The following is a 16,862-nucleotide window of genomic DNA, read 5'->3' as shown; positions in this document are numbered from 1 at the left end:
AGTTAGACACAAAAAAGCAGCCTTTTTTGGCTGCTTTTTTTATGATAAAGGAAGCGTTAAAGTTGGAACGCATAACTGAATTTTGAGAAGAAAGTTTTACCTGTTTTCTCAAAACGATTAACCGTGTCATCTTCAAAACCATTATCTGAATAACCTAAATAAAATACCGTCCTCGGGTTCCATTTATACCCATAAAGAATCTGTCTGTTAACGATGGTTTCTTTACTGACCTGGTTCGGGTCCGAGTAAAGTGGTGCATTAAAATCAACATCCGTATAACGAAGCACTAATTTAAGGAAGCTATAATTATCGAATTGGTAACGTGAGTCGAAATTAAATATGTCAGCTTCAAATAACTGCCCTTGATTAACGTCAAAATCAGTAAACTGCCACTCGCCTCTAAACGACCAGTGTGCATTTACTTGCCAACTAGCAAAAAAACCATATTCAGTAAATTCAGCTGCTCTGGCATGACGATAATCAACACTATCCCCCCAATCTAGATGGTAACCAACTTGCAAAGCATTATCTGGATAGAAGGAGCCGGTATGTGAATAGTATTGTTGTGGAAACCAGTTATTTTGATAAAACTCATAACTCACATTACCAATAAGATTAAAATTTGAGCGATATTCACCGTTGGCATTCAGAGTGATAGTTGCCAGATCCCAGAGTTTTTGATCAGTATATTCTGTGACCCGCTCACCTTTTACTTGAATGCTATAGTTCTCAAAAAAGTCACCCTGTGACTGGTCTCCGAACCATCGACGCTTCACTCCTAAAGCTTGTCTGTCGTAACCTACTTGGGGCTTAAAACCAAGATCAGTTCTAAAATCCTCGTCGAAGTCGATATGAGTAGCAAAGACATCCCAGTTACGTCCGTTATGCGAATAATTCAGTCGATAACCTAAACCGCTACTGGTAGAAGCAAGACCGTATTCCTGTTGCAATTGTTCTGAGTTTTCTGAATCTGAGTACATGATTTCATACCGTAACTCATCCACATCTGTAATCGAGTATTTCCCATCAATCGCTGCAACACTATTGCTGTATCCCTCACCACCACGGTGAGTAACCATACCTCCAATCTGCGACTTCTCACCCAAGTCATAAGCATACCGTGCCGCAAAGACATCGGACTCCATATCACTGCCATCGGGATTTCGTAGAGTTGCAAAACTAGAACTTAGGCTGCCAGGAATTAAGAAGGATGTTTGTTGATCGCGGCTGGCAAGAATGCCGTAGGAATGACCTTCAGATTTACCTATATATTTTGCGCCAAAGTCCGGGTCAGCGATGGTTCTGGTATGCAGCAACGTAAATGGAGTTCTAAAATATTCAGCCCCTTCTAAAAAGAACGGTCGCTTCTCTGAGAAAAACAACGAAAACTGAGTGTTAACATCCAGTTGTGCGGCATCCGTTTCAACTTGTGAAAAATCTGGATTAATGGTGGCATTAAGCATCGAGCTGTCGGTGATTCCCCAGCGCAAATCCATCCCCGCATCCCAATCGACGCCCTCGCCCTGCCAGTCAGGATCTGTCGGAGGGTTACGTATTTCTGAATCCTGAGCCGCGATGTAAGGCGTTAATTCCAGATTGCGACCACTTTCAATGTTCTCAAAGCCCCGAACTTTGTCTATCTGGCAAACATAACAATTAACATCTCTTTGTTGTGGCGATAGAGCGAAACGATGCATAAAACCACGAGGGTAAAAACGCACAAAATCAATACCCCAGGTTTTTACGCCCTTATCATCAGGGAAGCGTAACACCTTAAAAGGTAGCTCTATCTCAACGGTATAACCTGTTTTAGTAATTTCTGCAGCGCTATACCAGATCCCATTCCATGAAGTGTCCTCTGACAGACTGACATCATCTTCAATACTATCCGATTGAATGCCAACAGGGTTAACAAAGAAGTTATAGGCTTTGCGACTATCGTTGAAGGTATCAACCTTAAAACCTACCTGGTCATCCCCCCACGCCGTATCACGGTCCCGATAGGAATAATGCAATTTTTCTGGCTCTGGGTCTTCTGCGACAAAAGCGACCAATAAGGATGTGCCATTTTGTGCAATATAGGCAGTAGTCTTAACCGGCGCCGGCGTATTTTCACCAGGGCGGGTTTCATAGTCTAAAGTAACTTTTTCCGCCCTATCCCAAATCGCCTCATCAAGCTTACCGTCCAAAGTAAGCTCTCCCTCAACTTGTGGGATATTGAGCGTATCAATTTTCTCGGCGAATACAGCAGATGAGCCGGCAGCAAGTACTATAGAGATTAAACAGCTTTTCAACAATTGCATTATAGTTATTAAGTTTCCTTCGAATGGCGATTATTGTAATTTAAACATAAGCTTATGGTGGCAAAACTTGTAACAGGATATTACAAGCGTTTATAGACTACAAGAAACATGCTTTCAAGTTTCAAGCATAAAAAACAGCTGACTAGCAGCTGTTTTTTTATGGGCAAGGTTAACTAAGCCATTAACTCCGCTTTCTACGAGCCCAGCCAAATAAACCAAGTAAAGACACACCTAATAAGCTCCAACTACCACCGCCTGAGCCGTAACTGGTTGATGATGGAGGCGGATTTACAACTGTACTCTGCGTATCACGACCGGCATCCTCCAGTGGCACTTCAAGAAGTGGAGAAAATTCGCTAGATACATCATCTAATATTTCGCCAGTATTGGCATCAATCAGTTCGATACGGAAATCGTAGTAATCGGTTGGGTAGCCTGACTGCCACTCTGCATCGATTGATATGACATCATCCGCATTGGCTCCCACCACAGTGAATACGGCAGTTTCAGTTTCATACTCCCAACTAAAACCAGGTCTTCTCTGGTATAGCACCGCATAGACATCTCTTGAACTTTGTTCAGTGTCCACATCGAAACTGATGGTAAAGTCACGATAAAACCCATCGTTATCATTATCCGTCCAAATTTCAGTCTTAACCGTGCTAACCCAGGTATCACTCGATACATTACCGGACTCGTAGGTTTTATCCTCTAGTGGCAACCAACCTAAGTCAGGGTCATCATATTCAGTAAAAGTATCAACCACACCAGAATAACCATACTCAAATAAATCAATCAACACTTCGTAACGACCTGGTGGGAAACCACTGTTAAGCTTTGTGGTTACCGTATAATCATCAGAAGTGTTATCACCATAAATGCTAAACACATTAGTTGTATAATAGTGAGTCCACTCGCTCTCGCCATTTTTACGAATAAACAACTCTGCATAAACGTCATAATGCTCATCATAGTATGCATCAACATCAAAGTTCACGCTGATCTTGGTGTAGTAACCATCGGCATCGTAATCTTCTGACAAATACACCGAAGCATCATAAATGTACAAGTGATTCATGCTTGAGCTCATGCTCTTTTCTGATTTCTCAGGCAGCTCACTTTTCTTAGCACGCATTTCGCTACGAGTTTTAGCAGGGGACTTATCAAGCTCAAGCTGCAACTCAGCTTTTAAGTTTGTTGTCACTTGCTTTGAGGCATAAGAAGAGGTGCGGTTTAGATCAACCGGCTCTTTTGTTGCTTTGCTTGAAACAGAATCACTAACCAGGTCAGAATCTTTCTTAGTTTCCACCACACTGGTAGTTCCAGATTTGCCTGCAATTCTAACCTGAGTTTGTTCTGCTAAAGCCTGTCCCGCAAACAATATAGAGGATAAGGTTATGCTAAGTGGCAGTAATGTTTTTGCTATCTTCATAATGGACTCCTAGTACCCAATGCCTTTTATAACTGTTTAACTCCGTTAAAAGACTGATAAAACCATCTAATTACTCATCAATGACCTCATTAAAACAATCTGCAACTGAATCTTTCCTGAACTGAATAGTTAGGTATTTGCCAGGGACCGCACGCTTTAGCCTGTGGAAATTTCAGGGCTATAACCTATAATGATGGCAAAATCGAAGATCGAGAGCCCGTATGCCATTACCCACTTTTCGTGTTCAATTAACCGAAAACCAACAAATAACACCAAAAGTCCATAAACTTGTTTTCAAGTTTGTGGAGCCACAACACTTTACCTACGTCCCAGGGCAGTTTGTGTCCTTTATCCTGCCACACGATGGCGACAAGCCCTTAAAGCGCAGTTATTCTATCGCCAATCTTGAGCAGAGCCCCGAAAATACACAGTACCTGGAAATTGTGGTGGCTTATGTTGAAAGCGGCAAAGCAACGGAGTTCTTTTTTAACGCCGAACCAGGGGTGGAAATTGATATCACAGGTCCATTCGGGCTTTTATGTTTGCCTAAAGAACTGCCAAGGCGGGTGTTTTTAGTGGGAACGGGAACAGGTGTTGCGCCCTATCGCTGTATGCTCAACCAGCTTAAAGACTATCCCGACACAGAGTTTCATATCCTGTTTGGCGCTCAATTTGAAGAAGACATGTTTTATCTGGATGATTTTAAACACGCAGCCGAGCAAGATAATATATTCTTCCATCGTTGCTTAAGCAGGCAAGAACCCTTACCAACCGACTGCTCTAAAGGCTATGTTCAACACAAGTTAGAAAGCTTTGAGCCTAATCCAGAAACCGACCTGGTCTATTTATGCGGCAACCCGAATATGGTTGATGATGTTTTTAGCTTGTTAAAAAATAAAGAGTTTGGGGTTAAGCAGGTTAAACGGGAAAAGTACGTATTTAGTAAATACTAATCAATACATTAGAATTATCAGAATCAGGACACCATTATGAACAAGACCTTACATTTGAAGAAAAACCTATACTTTAAAAAGACAATGTACTCATTATCTTTTGCTATAGCACTAGCTCTTGGCGGTTGCAGCAATGACTCAGACACAGCCGAACAAGCAGTCGAAAATCAGCAACAAACTGAATTAGCCAGCGAAGCTCAGGCCAAAGCAGCTGATACTCAAAGTGAAGTGATTGTGGACGATTATAGCCGCTTTGATATTTATGCTCCCTTTACTTTAACCAGTGACTTGTCACACCTGTCTGACAACCAAAAGAAAATGATCAGCTTACTGATTGATGCTGGCAAAATCATGGACAACCTATTCTGGAAACAGGCATACGGTGACAAAGAAGCTCTTTTAGCCAAAATTGAAGACCCTAAAGCCAAACAGTTTGCCATCATCAACTACGGTCCATGGGATCGATTGGATGGCAACCAGCCATTTATTGAAGGCTATGATGTTAAAAGCAAAGGCGCACAATTTTATCCAGCTGATATGACTGTCGCACAATTTGAAGCTTGGGAGCAGGAAGATAAAGATGGCTTATATTCCCTGGTCCGTCGCGATGAAAGTGGTAAATTAAAACTCGTTCCTTACTCAGTTGCTTTTAAGGATGAGCTGGAAGAAGCTAGCCGTTTGCTAAAAGGTGCTGCCCTGCTTGCTGAGAATGAAGCCTTTAAGAAATACTTGGAGCTGCGTGCGGATGCCTTATTAACCGATAACTATCAGCCATCTGATTTGGCCTGGATGGATATGAAAACCAACCCAATTGAAGTGGTGATTGGTCCTATCGAAAACTACGAAGATCAGCTATTTGGTTACAAAACTGCTTTTTCAGCGTATGTCTTAATCAAAGATTTAGCATGGAGCGAGCGCCTGTCTCGCTTCGCTGCCTTCCTTCCTGAGTTACAAGAAGGCTTGCCGGTCGACGAAAAGTATAAAAAAGAAATGCCGGGCACAGACAGCGATCTCAATGCTTATGATGTGGTTTATTATGCGGGTGATAGCAACGCCGGGTCAAAAACGATTGCTATTAACTTACCCAATGATGAACAGGTTCAATTAGCGAAAGGTACTCGTCGCTTACAGCTTAAAAATGCAATGCAGGCTAAGTTTGATAAAATTCTGGTACCTATTTCTGAGCAACTAATTACACCAGACCAGCGTCAACATATTACTTTCGATGCTTTCTTCGCCAACACCATGTTCCACGAAGTTGCGCACGGCCTGGGCATTAAAAATACTATTGATGGTTCAAATACCGTTCGCGCAGCACTAAAAGATACCGCCTCAGCTTTGGAAGAAGGCAAAGCCGACATTCTCGGCCTATACATGGTAAGCAAGCTGTACGAAAAAGGTGAAATTAAAGATGGTGAGCTGATGGATAACTACGTCACCTTCCTTGCCGGTATCTTCCGTTCAGTTCGCTTTGGCGCTTCCAGCGCACATGGTCGCGCAAACATGGTTCGCTTCAACTTCTTCAAAGAAGCTGGTGCATTCAGCCGTGCCCCTGAAACAGGCTATTACAGCGTCAACTTTGACAAAATGACCGCAGCAATAGATGCCCTTTCCAATAAAATTCTAACCATCCAGGGTGATGGTGATTATGAAGGCGCGCAAAAGCTGCTAGAAGAACAAGGGATCATTGATGATCAACTAGCAAGCGACTTAAAATTACTGGAAGAAAAACAAATTCCTGTGGATGTGGTATTTAATCAAGGAAAAAAAGTATTAGGTCTCGACTAAGAGCTAGCTCTTAGTAAATACTCTACTATCAAAGAAAAGGCGTCTTCGGACGCCTTTTTTCATATCGTACATTATATTTGATAGCTAGGACTGCCTGTCACTCTCTGCTAAAATAGCCCATCGCATTAACTGACTGGGCTAACAAAGCATACAGCTTTTCGTTATGGCAACTTTTTCATTACTCGTTACCGCTAACCCCTACTCTTCTCAGGGACAGTTTAGCGCTATTCAATTTGCCAAAACCTTGCTTGAGCAAGGCCACCAGCTCATGCGCGTATTTTTCTATGCGGATGGTGTTCTGGTAGCTAGTCGTTTACATGCTCCGCCTGCTGATGAAATCAATTTAACTAAAGCCTGGGCCAAGTTAGCCATTGAAAAAGATATCGAACTTGTTGCCTGCGTTACCGCTGCCAATAAGCGAGGCATCGTCAATGCAGCAGAAGCTGAGCGAAATGCTTTAACGGGCGACAACCTTGACCCTGCATTTGCAATCAGTGGGCTCGGCCAATTAACGGAAGCGATGCTGGAAAGCGATCGCCTCATTACATTTGGATAAACGATTATGAACAAATCCATTTGTATTGTATTTAACAAAGCACCTTATGGATCTCAGTCAGGTCGCGAACTGTTGGACATTGCTTTAATGGCAGCCGCCTTTGACATGCCGATTACTGCTATATTTATTGACCAAGGTGTTTATCAATTATTGAAAGGTCAAGAGCCTGACATTTTGCATATTAAAAACCACTCAGCTACTTTTAAAGCGCTTCCTCTTTATGGCATTGAAGAGGTTTATGTTGAACAACAAGCGATGCAACAATTTAAACTCGACATCCATCAACTGCTCGAAATTGACGGATTGCAACAAGCAACAACCGATGGCATTAGAGCCAAAATCGCACAAAGCGATTTTGTGTTAACGCTATAAGGTCTGTTTATGAAAACCCTTTATATTATTAACCAGCCACAAAAATCCGAAGAAGCACAGCCTTACTTTGCTGAGCATGACGGTATTGTGCTGATTGAAGACGCTGTTGTGTTAGCGACCAGAGAGACAAAACAGCCGCATGGTTTAAAGCAGTATGTTTTAGAAGAAGATCTCATCGCTCGTGGATTACATAAAAAAGTTGCAAGTGACTGGGAAGTGGTCAACTACCCTCAGTTCGTAGAATTAACTCTACAGTACGATAAATCAGTTTCCTGGCTGTAAGGTTTTTTTGATGAGTGATTTACTGGCGGGATTACCGCGTGACAAACAGGGTTACTTGACTGACTCAAGCCTTTGGAATGAGAACATTGCTAAAGCTATTGCCAATGCAGAAGGTATTGAACTAACCGACGACCATTGGCAGGTAGTTTGGTATGTTCGAAAATTTTATGAAGAGTTCAATACCAGCCCTTCTATTCGCCCATTGGTAAAGTATTTGGCCAAAGAGTGGTCACCTGAAAAAGGGACCAGCATCTATCTACATATCCTATTCCCTGAAGGACCGGCCAAACAGGCCACTAAAATAGCTGGGTTGCCCAAGCCTGCACGCTGTATCTGACATTAAAAAACAATTGTAACTGACTGATATTATGAGAGTTATCTAATTGTGTCAATAATATATAGGGTGTTACAAATTTCACATTAAGCTTGTGTTAAGTTTGATTGTTTAGGATAGCAAGCAATAGTAAAATAACAGCCAGTTTGAACATGGCTATTTTTGACGTTAATAGCGTCTAAGCATAACAACCAAAATTTATAAGGTTAAGGTGAACCTATGAAACGCATCGTTAATCAAGCGCTGACAGTGATAGTACTCTTTGGACTGGGCTTTGCAACTCATGCAAAAGTTGACCCTAAAGTACACTTAGAAGAAGTGACGGAACAAATCAGTGCCGAGATTCTAGATAATAAAGACAAGATCAAAGCTGATGCAGATTATGCCAAGGGATTGATTGAAACCTACTTACTTCCCGAAGTAGACACTGAATACATGGCAAAACGTATTCTTGGCCGTACTTATTGGACTGAATCGACAGAAGAGCAGCGTAAGACCTTTATTGAACAGTTCATCAGCTTATTGCTCAATAGTTACGCGAAAGGCTTAGCTAACTATGAAGGTCAGCCGATCACTTATGAAGACACTCAATACTCAACCAGTGGAAACACTGCCAATGTTCGTTCGATTATCATGCCGCAAGAGGGCGAACCTATTCTTATCGATTACCGCCTAAAACTTGGCGCTGATGATAAATGGTTAGTCACTGATGTGATTATTGAAGGCGTGAGCATGGCTAAAAGCTACGCCACTCAATACCGTGAGAGAATCGCGCAAATTGGTATCGAAGAAACTTTGAAAGAATTAGCTGAAGAAAACAAAAAAGCTAAAAATGCCACTGAAATCAGCGATGAATTACCAGGACAAAAATCATAATAAGTTAGCTAAGAAAAAAGGCCAGTTTTAAACTGGCCTTTTTTTATCCGATGAGCAAATTAAAGTTTGCTCAAAATATTTTCTGCAGAACTCTTTTCAAAACCTTTCTCATCGACTTCAAGTGCTTTCACCACACCGTCATCAACAATCATGGCAAAACGCTTGCTTCGAACACCCATCCCAAAGCCGGTAGCATCCATTTCGATGCCCATTGCTTCAGTAAAGTCAGCATTACCATCAGCTAGCATCATAATCTCATCAGCATTTTGAGCTTTACCCCAGGCATCCATCACAAATACGTCATTAACCGACATGCATGCAATGGTATCAACGCCTTTCGACTTGATATCATCCGCTTGCACTACAAAGCCTGGAAGGTGAGAGGCACTGCAAGTTGGCGTAAAAGCGCCAGGTACAGCGAACAGCACAACCTTTTTGTCGGAAAAAATATCGTCCGTTGAAATATCCTGTGGACCATCCTTACCCATCACTTTCAGGGTTACATTAGGTAATTTATCACCGATTCCAATCATAGTTTTCCTCTATTTCATTCTAGTATTTGAACTATTATCTTAACGCTATATTTATTTATAGGGCAAAGTTTATTAGAGTGCCAGTACACCACAGGAGAAAATTCATGAAACTATCATTCAGAAACCTCGCTCTGTTCACATTATCGCTAAGCCTATCCTCCACCATGCTTACAGCAAGCCTGCAAGCTGCCGACCGAGTTACTGGTAAGGAATTCGCCACACGCTCTGAAGTCATTGCTCAAAATGGCATGGCAGCAACCAGTCATCCATTAGCAACCCAAGTTGCTTTGGATGTTATGAAGCAAGGCGGTAACGCTATTGATGCAGCGATTGCGGCCAATGCTGCCTTAGGCCTCATGGAACCCACTGGTAACGGTATTGGTGGCGACTTATACGCCATTGTCTGGAGCGCCAAGGACAAGAAGCTGCATGGCCTTAATGCTTCAGGACGCTCTCCTTTTGGTCTGTCTTATAACGAATTAAAAGCTGAGCTGGATAAATTAAATCGCCAAGACCTTCCCCCTTACGGCATGTTACCGATTTCGGTACCCGGCGCAGTGGATGGTTGGTTTGAGTTACACGATAAATTTGGCAAATTGCCAATGAAGCAAGTTCTAGCGCCAGCGATCAACTACGCTGAAAACGGCTTCCCAGTCACAGAGTTGATTGCTTACTACTGGAACCTCAGCGTTCCTCGTCTAAGCCCGCAACCAGGCGCTTTTGCAGAAACCTTTACGTTTGATGGCAAAGCTCCGCACAAGGGCCAGATCTTCAAAAATCCTGATTTGGCCAATACTTACCGCATTATTGCCCAAAAAGGCCGTGATGCGTTCTATAAAGGCGAAATTGCCCGCAAGATAGATACTTTCATGAAAGAAAATGGCGGTTACCTGCGTTATGAAGACTTTGCAAAACACACTTCGGACTGGGTTGAACCGCTAGGTGTTGACTATAAGGGTTATACCTTATGGGAGCTTCCACCGAACGGCCAAGGTATTGCAGCTTTGCAAATGCTGCAAATTCTGAAGAACTTCGACTTAAAAGCAATGGGCTTTAACACCACAGAATCCTTACACACCTTGGTTGAAGCTAAAAAATTGGCCTTCGAAGATCGCGCTAAATTCTATGTGGACACAGACTTTAGTAAACAGCCCATTGATGAACTGATTTCAGAACAATACGGCAAACAACGCGCCAAACTCATTGGCGACCGTGCGGCTCGCACCGTTCAGGCTGGTAATCCAAGACTTGAAGAAGGCGACACCATTTATCTGACCACCGCCGATAAAGACGGCAATATGGTGTCCCTGATACAAAGTAACTATCGCGGCATGGGTTCTGGTGTCGTCACACCTGGGCTTGGCTTCGTGTTCCAAGATCGAGGACAGCTATTCTCAATGGATAAAGAGCATGCCAATGTATATGAACCCGGCAAGCGCCCTTTCCACACCATTATTCCAGCCTTTATCACCAAAGACGGTAAGCCCTTCATGAGTTACGGCGTGATGGGGGGTGCCATGCAACCACAGGGGCATGTGCAGATTCTGATTAACATGGTGGACTACGGCATGAATCTGCAAGAAGCTGGCGATGCAACGCGTTGGCAACACCTGGGCTCAACCGAACCGACAGAAAGTCAGGCAGCTTATCTTACTGATGGTGGCTATATTGAATTAGAGTCAGGCGTGCCGCAAAAAGTATTACGCGACCTGCAACAACGAGGACATGACATTCGATTTGGTAATGGTGGCTTTGGTGGTTATCAGGCCATTATGTGGGATGAAGAAGAAGGTGTTTATTATGGCGCTTCAGAATCTCGCAAAGATGGCCATGCCGCAGGTTATTAAGCGACGCATTTAGTTATAAGTAAATCTTAGAAAAAAGCCTCTAGCATGAGTGCTAGAGGCAATCGATTATTCCAATACTCCCTCTTCTGGCATCACTATCCATAAAACCAAATAAACAATGACTCCTGCAAAGGCAGTGAAAATAGTCAATATTGCATAGAGTAAGCGAGTTGGATTAGGACTCCAGCCCAGCCACTTGGCTAGACCACCACAAACTCCTGCAATCACTCGATCTTTAGTACGCTTAAGTTGTGCCATAGAAATCTCCTTTTTTCATAATATCTACAGTTACAGCATAACAGTAGCTACCTCTTTGACCAACAAGGAGCATGTAAATCTTTGTGGTAGTACCGGAAATGTTGAGGAACCCAGGAGAACGGCTTGAAGATACCGAAAGAGAATAAGGACGAGCCGCTATAGACTGCTCAGTCATACAGTCATATAGCGGCTCTGGGGTAGAACCTTACGTAAAAACAATTTATGAAAGGTCTTAGTTAGCTTTCCTTCAGCTATTTGCTAATTGTTTGTATTGGTAGTTAAGCGATAAGTGAATTTGAATTGGTTTAAGCGAGAACTAAACCAAAAAACTAAGCTAAATGCTTAGCTACTTACCGCGTATTATCCCGATCCGTTAATGAGTTAAATTAACAGTAATAATCTACCACTTTGTTATTTCCAAATATCCGTTTTAGTTAAAAACAAAGACTACAATCAGCAGTGGAAAGCGAACAAGTGGCATTCTAGAGCAAGCTCTAAGATTTATCTAGATATTTCATTATAACTAGGTGCTCGCATATAACTATTGGGCATAAAGGCGTTGAGGCCGAGATAATTAAGTTGACAGAACGACACCAGCTTCATAGGATTGAAGCATGAACAAGCACATCCAACAGTTTTACTTTTATTTCTTTACTCTGAAACCCTCGGAGGAGTCTTGTTCGCGTAACTAAAAGTAAAACACAAAGAACGACTGAAAAACCTCCCTCTTGGGAGGTTTTTTTTTGCCCAAACTATTTAATGTAGAGAATGTGAGATGAATAAACCTGAAATCGATCTTAATAAACTTCGCAAGGCCATCAGCAGCCTTGACTCAGAACTGCTCAATATATTTGCGCAGAGGCGTCAACTAAGCTTGCAGGTAGCAGCCTTTAAATTGGCCAACAATGGACAGATTCGAGACGAAAGTCGGGAAAAGAAACTGCTTACTCGACTAGTCGACAAAGGACTGGAATTTGGAATCGCCCCCAACACCACCCTAACCCTATTCCACAGCATTATTGAAGACTCGGTGCGTAGTCAGTACGACTTCTTTCTAGAACAAGAAAAAGCGCAAGGAACCCACACAGTAAAGGTTGCCGTTTTAGGTGAGCCTGAATCTTACAGTCACATTGCACTGAAAAATCATTTCTCCACCAAGAAGCAAAAGCTTGAAACAGTGCATTGCCATACCTTCATGCACATCTTCAAAGAAGTCGACAATGGCTCAGTGGATCTCGGTATTGTACCAATCGAAAATACTACCTCAGGAAACATTACCGAAATCTACGACTTACTAGCAGAGCATCATCTTAAAATTGTTGGCGAAGAAAAGCTGAAAGTGCGTCATTGCCTGGTAGGCACTGAGCAGTCATCTATCGAATCTTTAAAAGATGTATATTCACATCCTCAAGCAATAGCCCAGTGTAAAAAGTTTTTCCTTGAACATCCTCATATCCAAAGTCACTTCCGCAGTAGCTCCAGCTCTGCAATTAAGCTAGTGGCTGAATACCAGAACCCCAGTATTGGCGCTATTGCAAGCGAACAAGCAGCCGAACAGTCGGGACTGAAGGTTTTGTCTTATGCCATTAATAACTACCAAGAAAACTACACTCGCTTCTTAATGGTCGCCAAGCAAGCCATAAGCGTTCCCACAGTCATACCCGCAAAAACCACTATAGCTCTGGAGACCGGACAGCAGCCCGGAGCTCTTCTCGATTGCTTGCAGATCCTGAAAAAATATCAGATCAACATGAGCAAGTTGGAATCTCGCCCAATCCCCACTCAACCTTGGCATGAGCGATTCTACATTGACCTCGAAGGCAATATGGACGATGACAATGTGTCAAAGGCTCTGATGGAGCTTGAGAAAGCTGCTAATACACTACACTGCTTAGGTTGTTACGCGAAACATGATGTTGTCGCTACTAAGCTTGATACCTCAATTATTGAACACGCGGAGCACAACCAATGAACTCAGCCAACCCCATACCAATCAAACAGACTAAAGTTGAGAATGCCAATATTGAGCGGCTTGATCTGCTGACACCACCACAGCAACTCAAACATCATCTGCCACTTTCAGGACAGACTAAAGCTACCGTCTTAAACAGTCGTTCAACCATTCAAAATATTTTAAACGGGCAAGATAAAAGACTGATGGTTATCAGTGGCCCCTGCTCTATTCATGACATCGACAGTGCTAAAGAATATGCAACAAGACTGCACCAACTTCATCAAGAACTGGGTGATAAGCTTTTTATTGTCATGCGAGTGTACTTTGAGAAACCTAGAACCAATATTGGCTGGAAAGGTTTAATTAACGATCCCGAGCTGGATGGTAACAACAATATTAATTTAGGACTGCGTAAAGCTCGCTCTTTGTTACTTTGGTTAGCGGAATTAGGTCTTCCGGTTGCCACAGAAGCACTCGATCCAATCACTCCACAATACATTTCGGATCTCATCAGTTGGTCGGCCATTGGCGCGCGCACCACTGAATCGCAGACCCACCGTGAAATGGCTTCGGGGTTATCCATGCCTGTAGGCTTTAAGAACAGCACCGACGGTTCGCTTGATTCGGCTGTCAATGCCATTCTGGCTGCATCCTCACCACACAGTTTTATCGGCATTGATAACAGTGGCCAAACCGCCCTGCTCCATACGAGAGGGAATCCCGACTGCCATATCATTTTACGAGGTGGGGCTAAACCAAATTATGATGTGCAAAGCGTTGCGGAGTGTGTTGAGAAGTTACAGCAAAAAAAACTCAACACAGCCGTTATTATTGATTGCAGTCACGGTAACTCAAACAAGGATCATAACAATCAACCAAAGGTTATGCAGGATGTAGTTGAACAAATCTTAAAGGGTAACCACCATATTAAAGGCGTCATGCTGGAGAGTCATTTAAAAGAAGGTAATCAATCGCTGGGGCCGAATCTAACCTATGGGCAGTCGATTACCGATAGCTGTATTAGCTGGGAAGTGACAAAGAAACTGTTAAATGAAACCTTTGAAAGCTTGTACTAAATCTGCGGTTTCTTACGCATCGATTTTTTCTGTCCATGCTGCGTTTTCTTATCAAGACGTCGTTGTTTTGCAGCTTTGGATGGTTTGGTTTTAATACGCTTTTTCTTGGGCTTTGCAACCGACTGAATTAGGACACGCAAACGCGACAAGGCATCATCACGATTGCGCTCTTGTGTGCGATGTTTTTGCGCTTTTATGACAACCACTCCATCTTGAGTGATGCGGTTGTCATTAAGCGCTATCAATTCAGTCTTGTAAAAATCAGGTAATGAGGAAGCGTTAATATCAAAGCGTAAATGAATCGCACTAGCAACTTTATTCACATTTTGACCACCCGCACCTTGCGCACGGATGGCCGTTAGCTCTATTTCAGAATCAGCTAGTACAACGTTGTTTGAAATGACCAGAGGCATAAATTAGCGCTTGCCCTTATGCGATTGTTTCTGTATTTCTTTTATACGTTTTTTCTGTTGGCGACGCTGTGCAATTGCGGTAATCACATCAGAACCTATATGTTCTTCTCCGCGCGCTTTTGCCAGTTGAACCTGACGCTCGCGCTCCGCGTATCGCTGGCGTTGTTCAGGTGTTTGCAGGTCATAGCAATGAGTACAACTCACACCTTTCTCGTACTTCTCGTGTTGCATTTCTTCTGCAGTAATCGGCATACGGCAAGCATGGCATTGGTCATACTGACCTTTCTTGAGGTCGTGGTCGACAGCAACACGATTATCGAAAACAAAACACTCGCCTTCCCATAAGGTTTCATCTTTGGGCACTTCTTCCAGGTACTTCAAGATACCGCCTTCCAGATGGAAAACATTCTCAAACCCCTGCTCTTTTAAATAGGCCGTCGATTTTTCGCAGCGAATACCGCCGGTGCAGAACATGGCTACTTTTTTGTGTTTATTGGGATCGAGGTTTTGTTTAACGTACTCAGGAAACTCACGGAAAGTTTCTGTGCTCGGATTAAGCGCACCTTTAAAGGTGCCAATTTGAACCTCATAATCATTACGAGTATCCACCAGCACCACTTCAGGATCAGAAATTAATGCATTCCAATCTTTTGGCTTCACATAAGTACCGACCACGCGCTTCGGATCAATCCCCTCAACACCCATGGTCACGATTTCTTTCTTCAGCTTAACCTTAGTGCGGTAAAACGGCATCTCTTCGTCATATGACTCTTTATGGTCAATATCGGCCAGACGCTCATCATGCTTAAACCAGCCCAGAAGAGTATCAATCGCCTGACGCGTTCCCGCCACAGTACCGTTAATGCCCTCTTTCGCTAATAGTAAAGTACCTTTGATTTCGTTCTCCAGCATCACATCCAGCAACGGCTGTCGGATAGCCTCGAAATCCTCAAGAGTGACAAACTTATACATGGCGCAAACGACAATAGGATGCGTCGTTTCGTTATAAACAGAAGAAGATGTAGACACAGCAGACGATTCTGCTGATACAGATTTGGTTTGACTCATTATTACCTCTCGCTCTCTGGAACGTAAAACCAGTGCAAAATTCAGGCGCGATTGTAACGGTTTTTGAGTGGTTTGTGTAGGTATTATGGTTGATTTTTATACTGGCTGGCAAGTTAGCTAATTAACCTTCAGCACCATACTTTATGCCCATGCTGCTTTAGCCACTGCTCTGACTCTTTGTAATCAGGACAGTTGCCTTCTACCAGTTGCCAGAAGTCTTTGGAGTGATTCATGTATTTGAGATGGCACAGTTCGTGGATGATTAAATAGTCTTGCACAGATATTGGGGCCATCATTAAAAGCGGATTAAATTGCAAAACACCTTGTGCGGTACAGTGCCCCCATTTGGTTTTGGTCTTACGGAATCGAACATCCTTAACGTTATCATCTAAGCCCATGACTGATGCAAGTTGCCATACTCTAGGTTCAAAGTTTTCTTTAGTTTGCTGCAGTAGCCACTGCTGAAGTTGTTTTTTTAAATAGTCTTCTTCAAGTTGGCGAGCTTGAATACAAAGCATATCGCTCTCTACCCTAACCTGGTTTTTCCCTTGCGAAAGACTGAGCTTATATTCTTTGCCACAGAACAGAATAGTTTCGCCCTGTTCCAGCTTTAAGCGTTCGCTGCTCTTTTGCTTTTGAAGTTTGAGCTTTTTTAGAATCCAGGGCTTTTTGAGTTCAACAAATTCATCAATCCAGCTTTGCGGAGCCTTTAAAGGCGCACGCACTTCAACGCCATCATCACGAATATAAATGACCAGAGTTTTGCGTTTACTACGCGTGATGGTTAGTTTAAAAGGTTCGTGCTGCATTGTTTATA

Annotated in this window: 17 protein-coding genes; 10 read left to right on the top strand and 7 right to left on the bottom strand. The window is 42.9% G+C overall.

What is annotated here, in order from left to right; genetic code table 11:
* Positions 1-56: 56 nt before the first annotated feature.
* Together ACN0VI_RS06910 and ACN0VI_RS06905 are read right to left on the bottom strand one after the other, a co-directional pair.
* Positions 57-2,303 (bottom strand): DUF5916 domain-containing protein, encoded by a 2,247-nt coding sequence (locus ACN0VI_RS06910; protein ID WP_417446232.1) that lies wholly within the window; start codon positions 2,301-2,303, stop codon positions 57-59.
* 181 nt (positions 2,304-2,484) lie between these two features.
* A complete protein-coding gene (locus ACN0VI_RS06905) occupies positions 2,485-3,735 on the bottom strand; it encodes a choice-of-anchor H family protein (protein ID WP_417446231.1) in 1,251 nt (416 codons plus the stop codon).
* Between the two features lie 221 nt (positions 3,736-3,956).
* Between ACN0VI_RS06905 and ACN0VI_RS06900 the strand changes: the two genes are divergently transcribed.
* The 7 genes from ACN0VI_RS06900 (at position 3,957) to ACN0VI_RS06870 (ending at position 8,896) form a co-directional block, all read left to right on the top strand.
* Positions 3,957-4,688 (top strand): FAD-binding oxidoreductase, encoded by a 732-nt coding sequence (locus ACN0VI_RS06900; RefSeq protein WP_331892723.1) that lies wholly within the window; start codon positions 3,957-3,959, stop codon positions 4,686-4,688.
* Positions 4,689-4,724: 36 nt separating this feature from the next.
* The gene (locus ACN0VI_RS06895) at positions 4,725-6,476 is read left to right on the top strand and encodes a dipeptidyl-peptidase 3 family protein (RefSeq protein WP_417446230.1); all 1,752 of its coding nucleotides are present in this window, start codon (positions 4,725-4,727) and stop codon (positions 6,474-6,476) included.
* Between the two features lie 163 nt (positions 6,477-6,639).
* Positions 6,640-7,032, top strand: a complete 393-nt coding sequence (gene tusD / locus ACN0VI_RS06890; RefSeq protein ID WP_331891798.1) for a sulfurtransferase complex subunit TusD — start codon at positions 6,640-6,642, stop codon at positions 7,030-7,032.
* A gap of 6 nt (positions 7,033-7,038) precedes the next feature.
* On the top strand, positions 7,039-7,404 hold the full coding sequence (gene tusC / locus ACN0VI_RS06885) for a sulfurtransferase complex subunit TusC (protein WP_331891800.1): 366 nt from the start codon (positions 7,039-7,041) through the stop codon (positions 7,402-7,404).
* Between the two features lie 9 nt (positions 7,405-7,413).
* Positions 7,414-7,686, top strand: a complete 273-nt coding sequence (tusB, locus tag ACN0VI_RS06880) for a sulfurtransferase complex subunit TusB (RefSeq protein WP_331891801.1) — start codon at positions 7,414-7,416, stop codon at positions 7,684-7,686.
* Between the two features lie 10 nt (positions 7,687-7,696).
* Positions 7,697-8,023 carry a TusE/DsrC/DsvC family sulfur relay protein gene (locus ACN0VI_RS06875; protein ID WP_331891802.1) on the top strand — a complete coding sequence of 109 codons (327 nt, stop codon included), beginning with the start codon at positions 7,697-7,699 and terminating at the stop codon, positions 8,021-8,023.
* Between the two features lie 216 nt (positions 8,024-8,239).
* The gene (locus tag ACN0VI_RS06870; protein WP_331891804.1) at positions 8,240-8,896 is read left to right on the top strand and encodes an ABC transporter substrate-binding protein; all 657 of its coding nucleotides are present in this window, start codon (positions 8,240-8,242) and stop codon (positions 8,894-8,896) included.
* A 59-nt stretch (positions 8,897-8,955) separates the two neighbouring features.
* Here ACN0VI_RS06870 and ACN0VI_RS06865 read toward each other — a convergent pair whose 3' ends face one another.
* Positions 8,956-9,429 carry a peroxiredoxin gene (locus tag ACN0VI_RS06865; RefSeq protein ID WP_417446229.1) on the bottom strand — a complete coding sequence of 158 codons (474 nt, stop codon included), beginning with the start codon at positions 9,427-9,429 and terminating at the stop codon, positions 8,956-8,958.
* Between the two features lie 104 nt (positions 9,430-9,533).
* Between ACN0VI_RS06865 and ggt the strand changes: the two genes are divergently transcribed.
* Positions 9,534-11,276 carry a gamma-glutamyltransferase gene (ggt, locus tag ACN0VI_RS06860; RefSeq protein WP_417446228.1) on the top strand — a complete coding sequence of 581 codons (1,743 nt, stop codon included), beginning with the start codon at positions 9,534-9,536 and terminating at the stop codon, positions 11,274-11,276.
* A 66-nt stretch (positions 11,277-11,342) separates the two neighbouring features.
* Here the strand turns inward: ggt and ACN0VI_RS06855 are convergent, their stop codons facing one another.
* Complete coding sequence (locus ACN0VI_RS06855; RefSeq protein ID WP_331891808.1) at positions 11,343-11,534, bottom strand: PspC domain-containing protein; 192 nt, start codon at positions 11,532-11,534, stop codon at positions 11,343-11,345.
* A gap of 775 nt (positions 11,535-12,309) precedes the next feature.
* On the opposite strand from ACN0VI_RS06855, the gene pheA reads away from it, so the two are divergent.
* Both pheA and ACN0VI_RS06845 read left to right on the top strand, forming a co-directional pair.
* Positions 12,310-13,506 carry a prephenate dehydratase gene (gene pheA / locus ACN0VI_RS06850; protein WP_331891809.1) on the top strand — a complete coding sequence of 399 codons (1,197 nt, stop codon included), beginning with the start codon at positions 12,310-12,312 and terminating at the stop codon, positions 13,504-13,506.
* A 20-nt stretch (positions 13,507-13,526) separates the two neighbouring features.
* Positions 13,527-14,564 carry a 3-deoxy-7-phosphoheptulonate synthase gene (locus tag ACN0VI_RS06845; RefSeq protein WP_417446582.1) on the top strand — a complete coding sequence of 346 codons (1,038 nt, stop codon included), beginning with the start codon at positions 13,527-13,529 and terminating at the stop codon, positions 14,562-14,564.
* Here the strand turns inward: ACN0VI_RS06845 and arfB are convergent.
* The 3 genes from arfB to ACN0VI_RS06830 form a co-directional block, all read right to left on the bottom strand.
* Complete coding sequence (arfB, locus tag ACN0VI_RS06840; protein WP_331891811.1) at positions 14,561-14,977, bottom strand: alternative ribosome rescue aminoacyl-tRNA hydrolase ArfB; 417 nt, start codon at positions 14,975-14,977, stop codon at positions 14,561-14,563. The two genes, ACN0VI_RS06845 and arfB, sit on opposite strands and share 4 nt — an antisense overlap.
* Positions 14,978-14,980: 3 nt before the next feature.
* Positions 14,981-16,045 carry a rhodanese-related sulfurtransferase gene (locus tag ACN0VI_RS06835; protein WP_417446227.1) on the bottom strand — a complete coding sequence of 355 codons (1,065 nt, stop codon included), beginning with the start codon at positions 16,043-16,045 and terminating at the stop codon, positions 14,981-14,983.
* Between the two features lie 128 nt (positions 16,046-16,173).
* Positions 16,174-16,854, bottom strand: coding sequence for a M48 family metallopeptidase (locus ACN0VI_RS06830; protein WP_417446226.1), 681 nt, complete (start codon positions 16,852-16,854; stop codon positions 16,174-16,176).
* Positions 16,855-16,862: the final 8 nt, after the last annotated feature.

The organism is Kangiella sp., from assembly GCF_048265365.1.
GTDB lineage: Bacteria > Pseudomonadota > Gammaproteobacteria > Enterobacterales > Kangiellaceae > Kangiella.
This window is presented reverse-complemented; position numbering and strand designations above follow the sequence as displayed.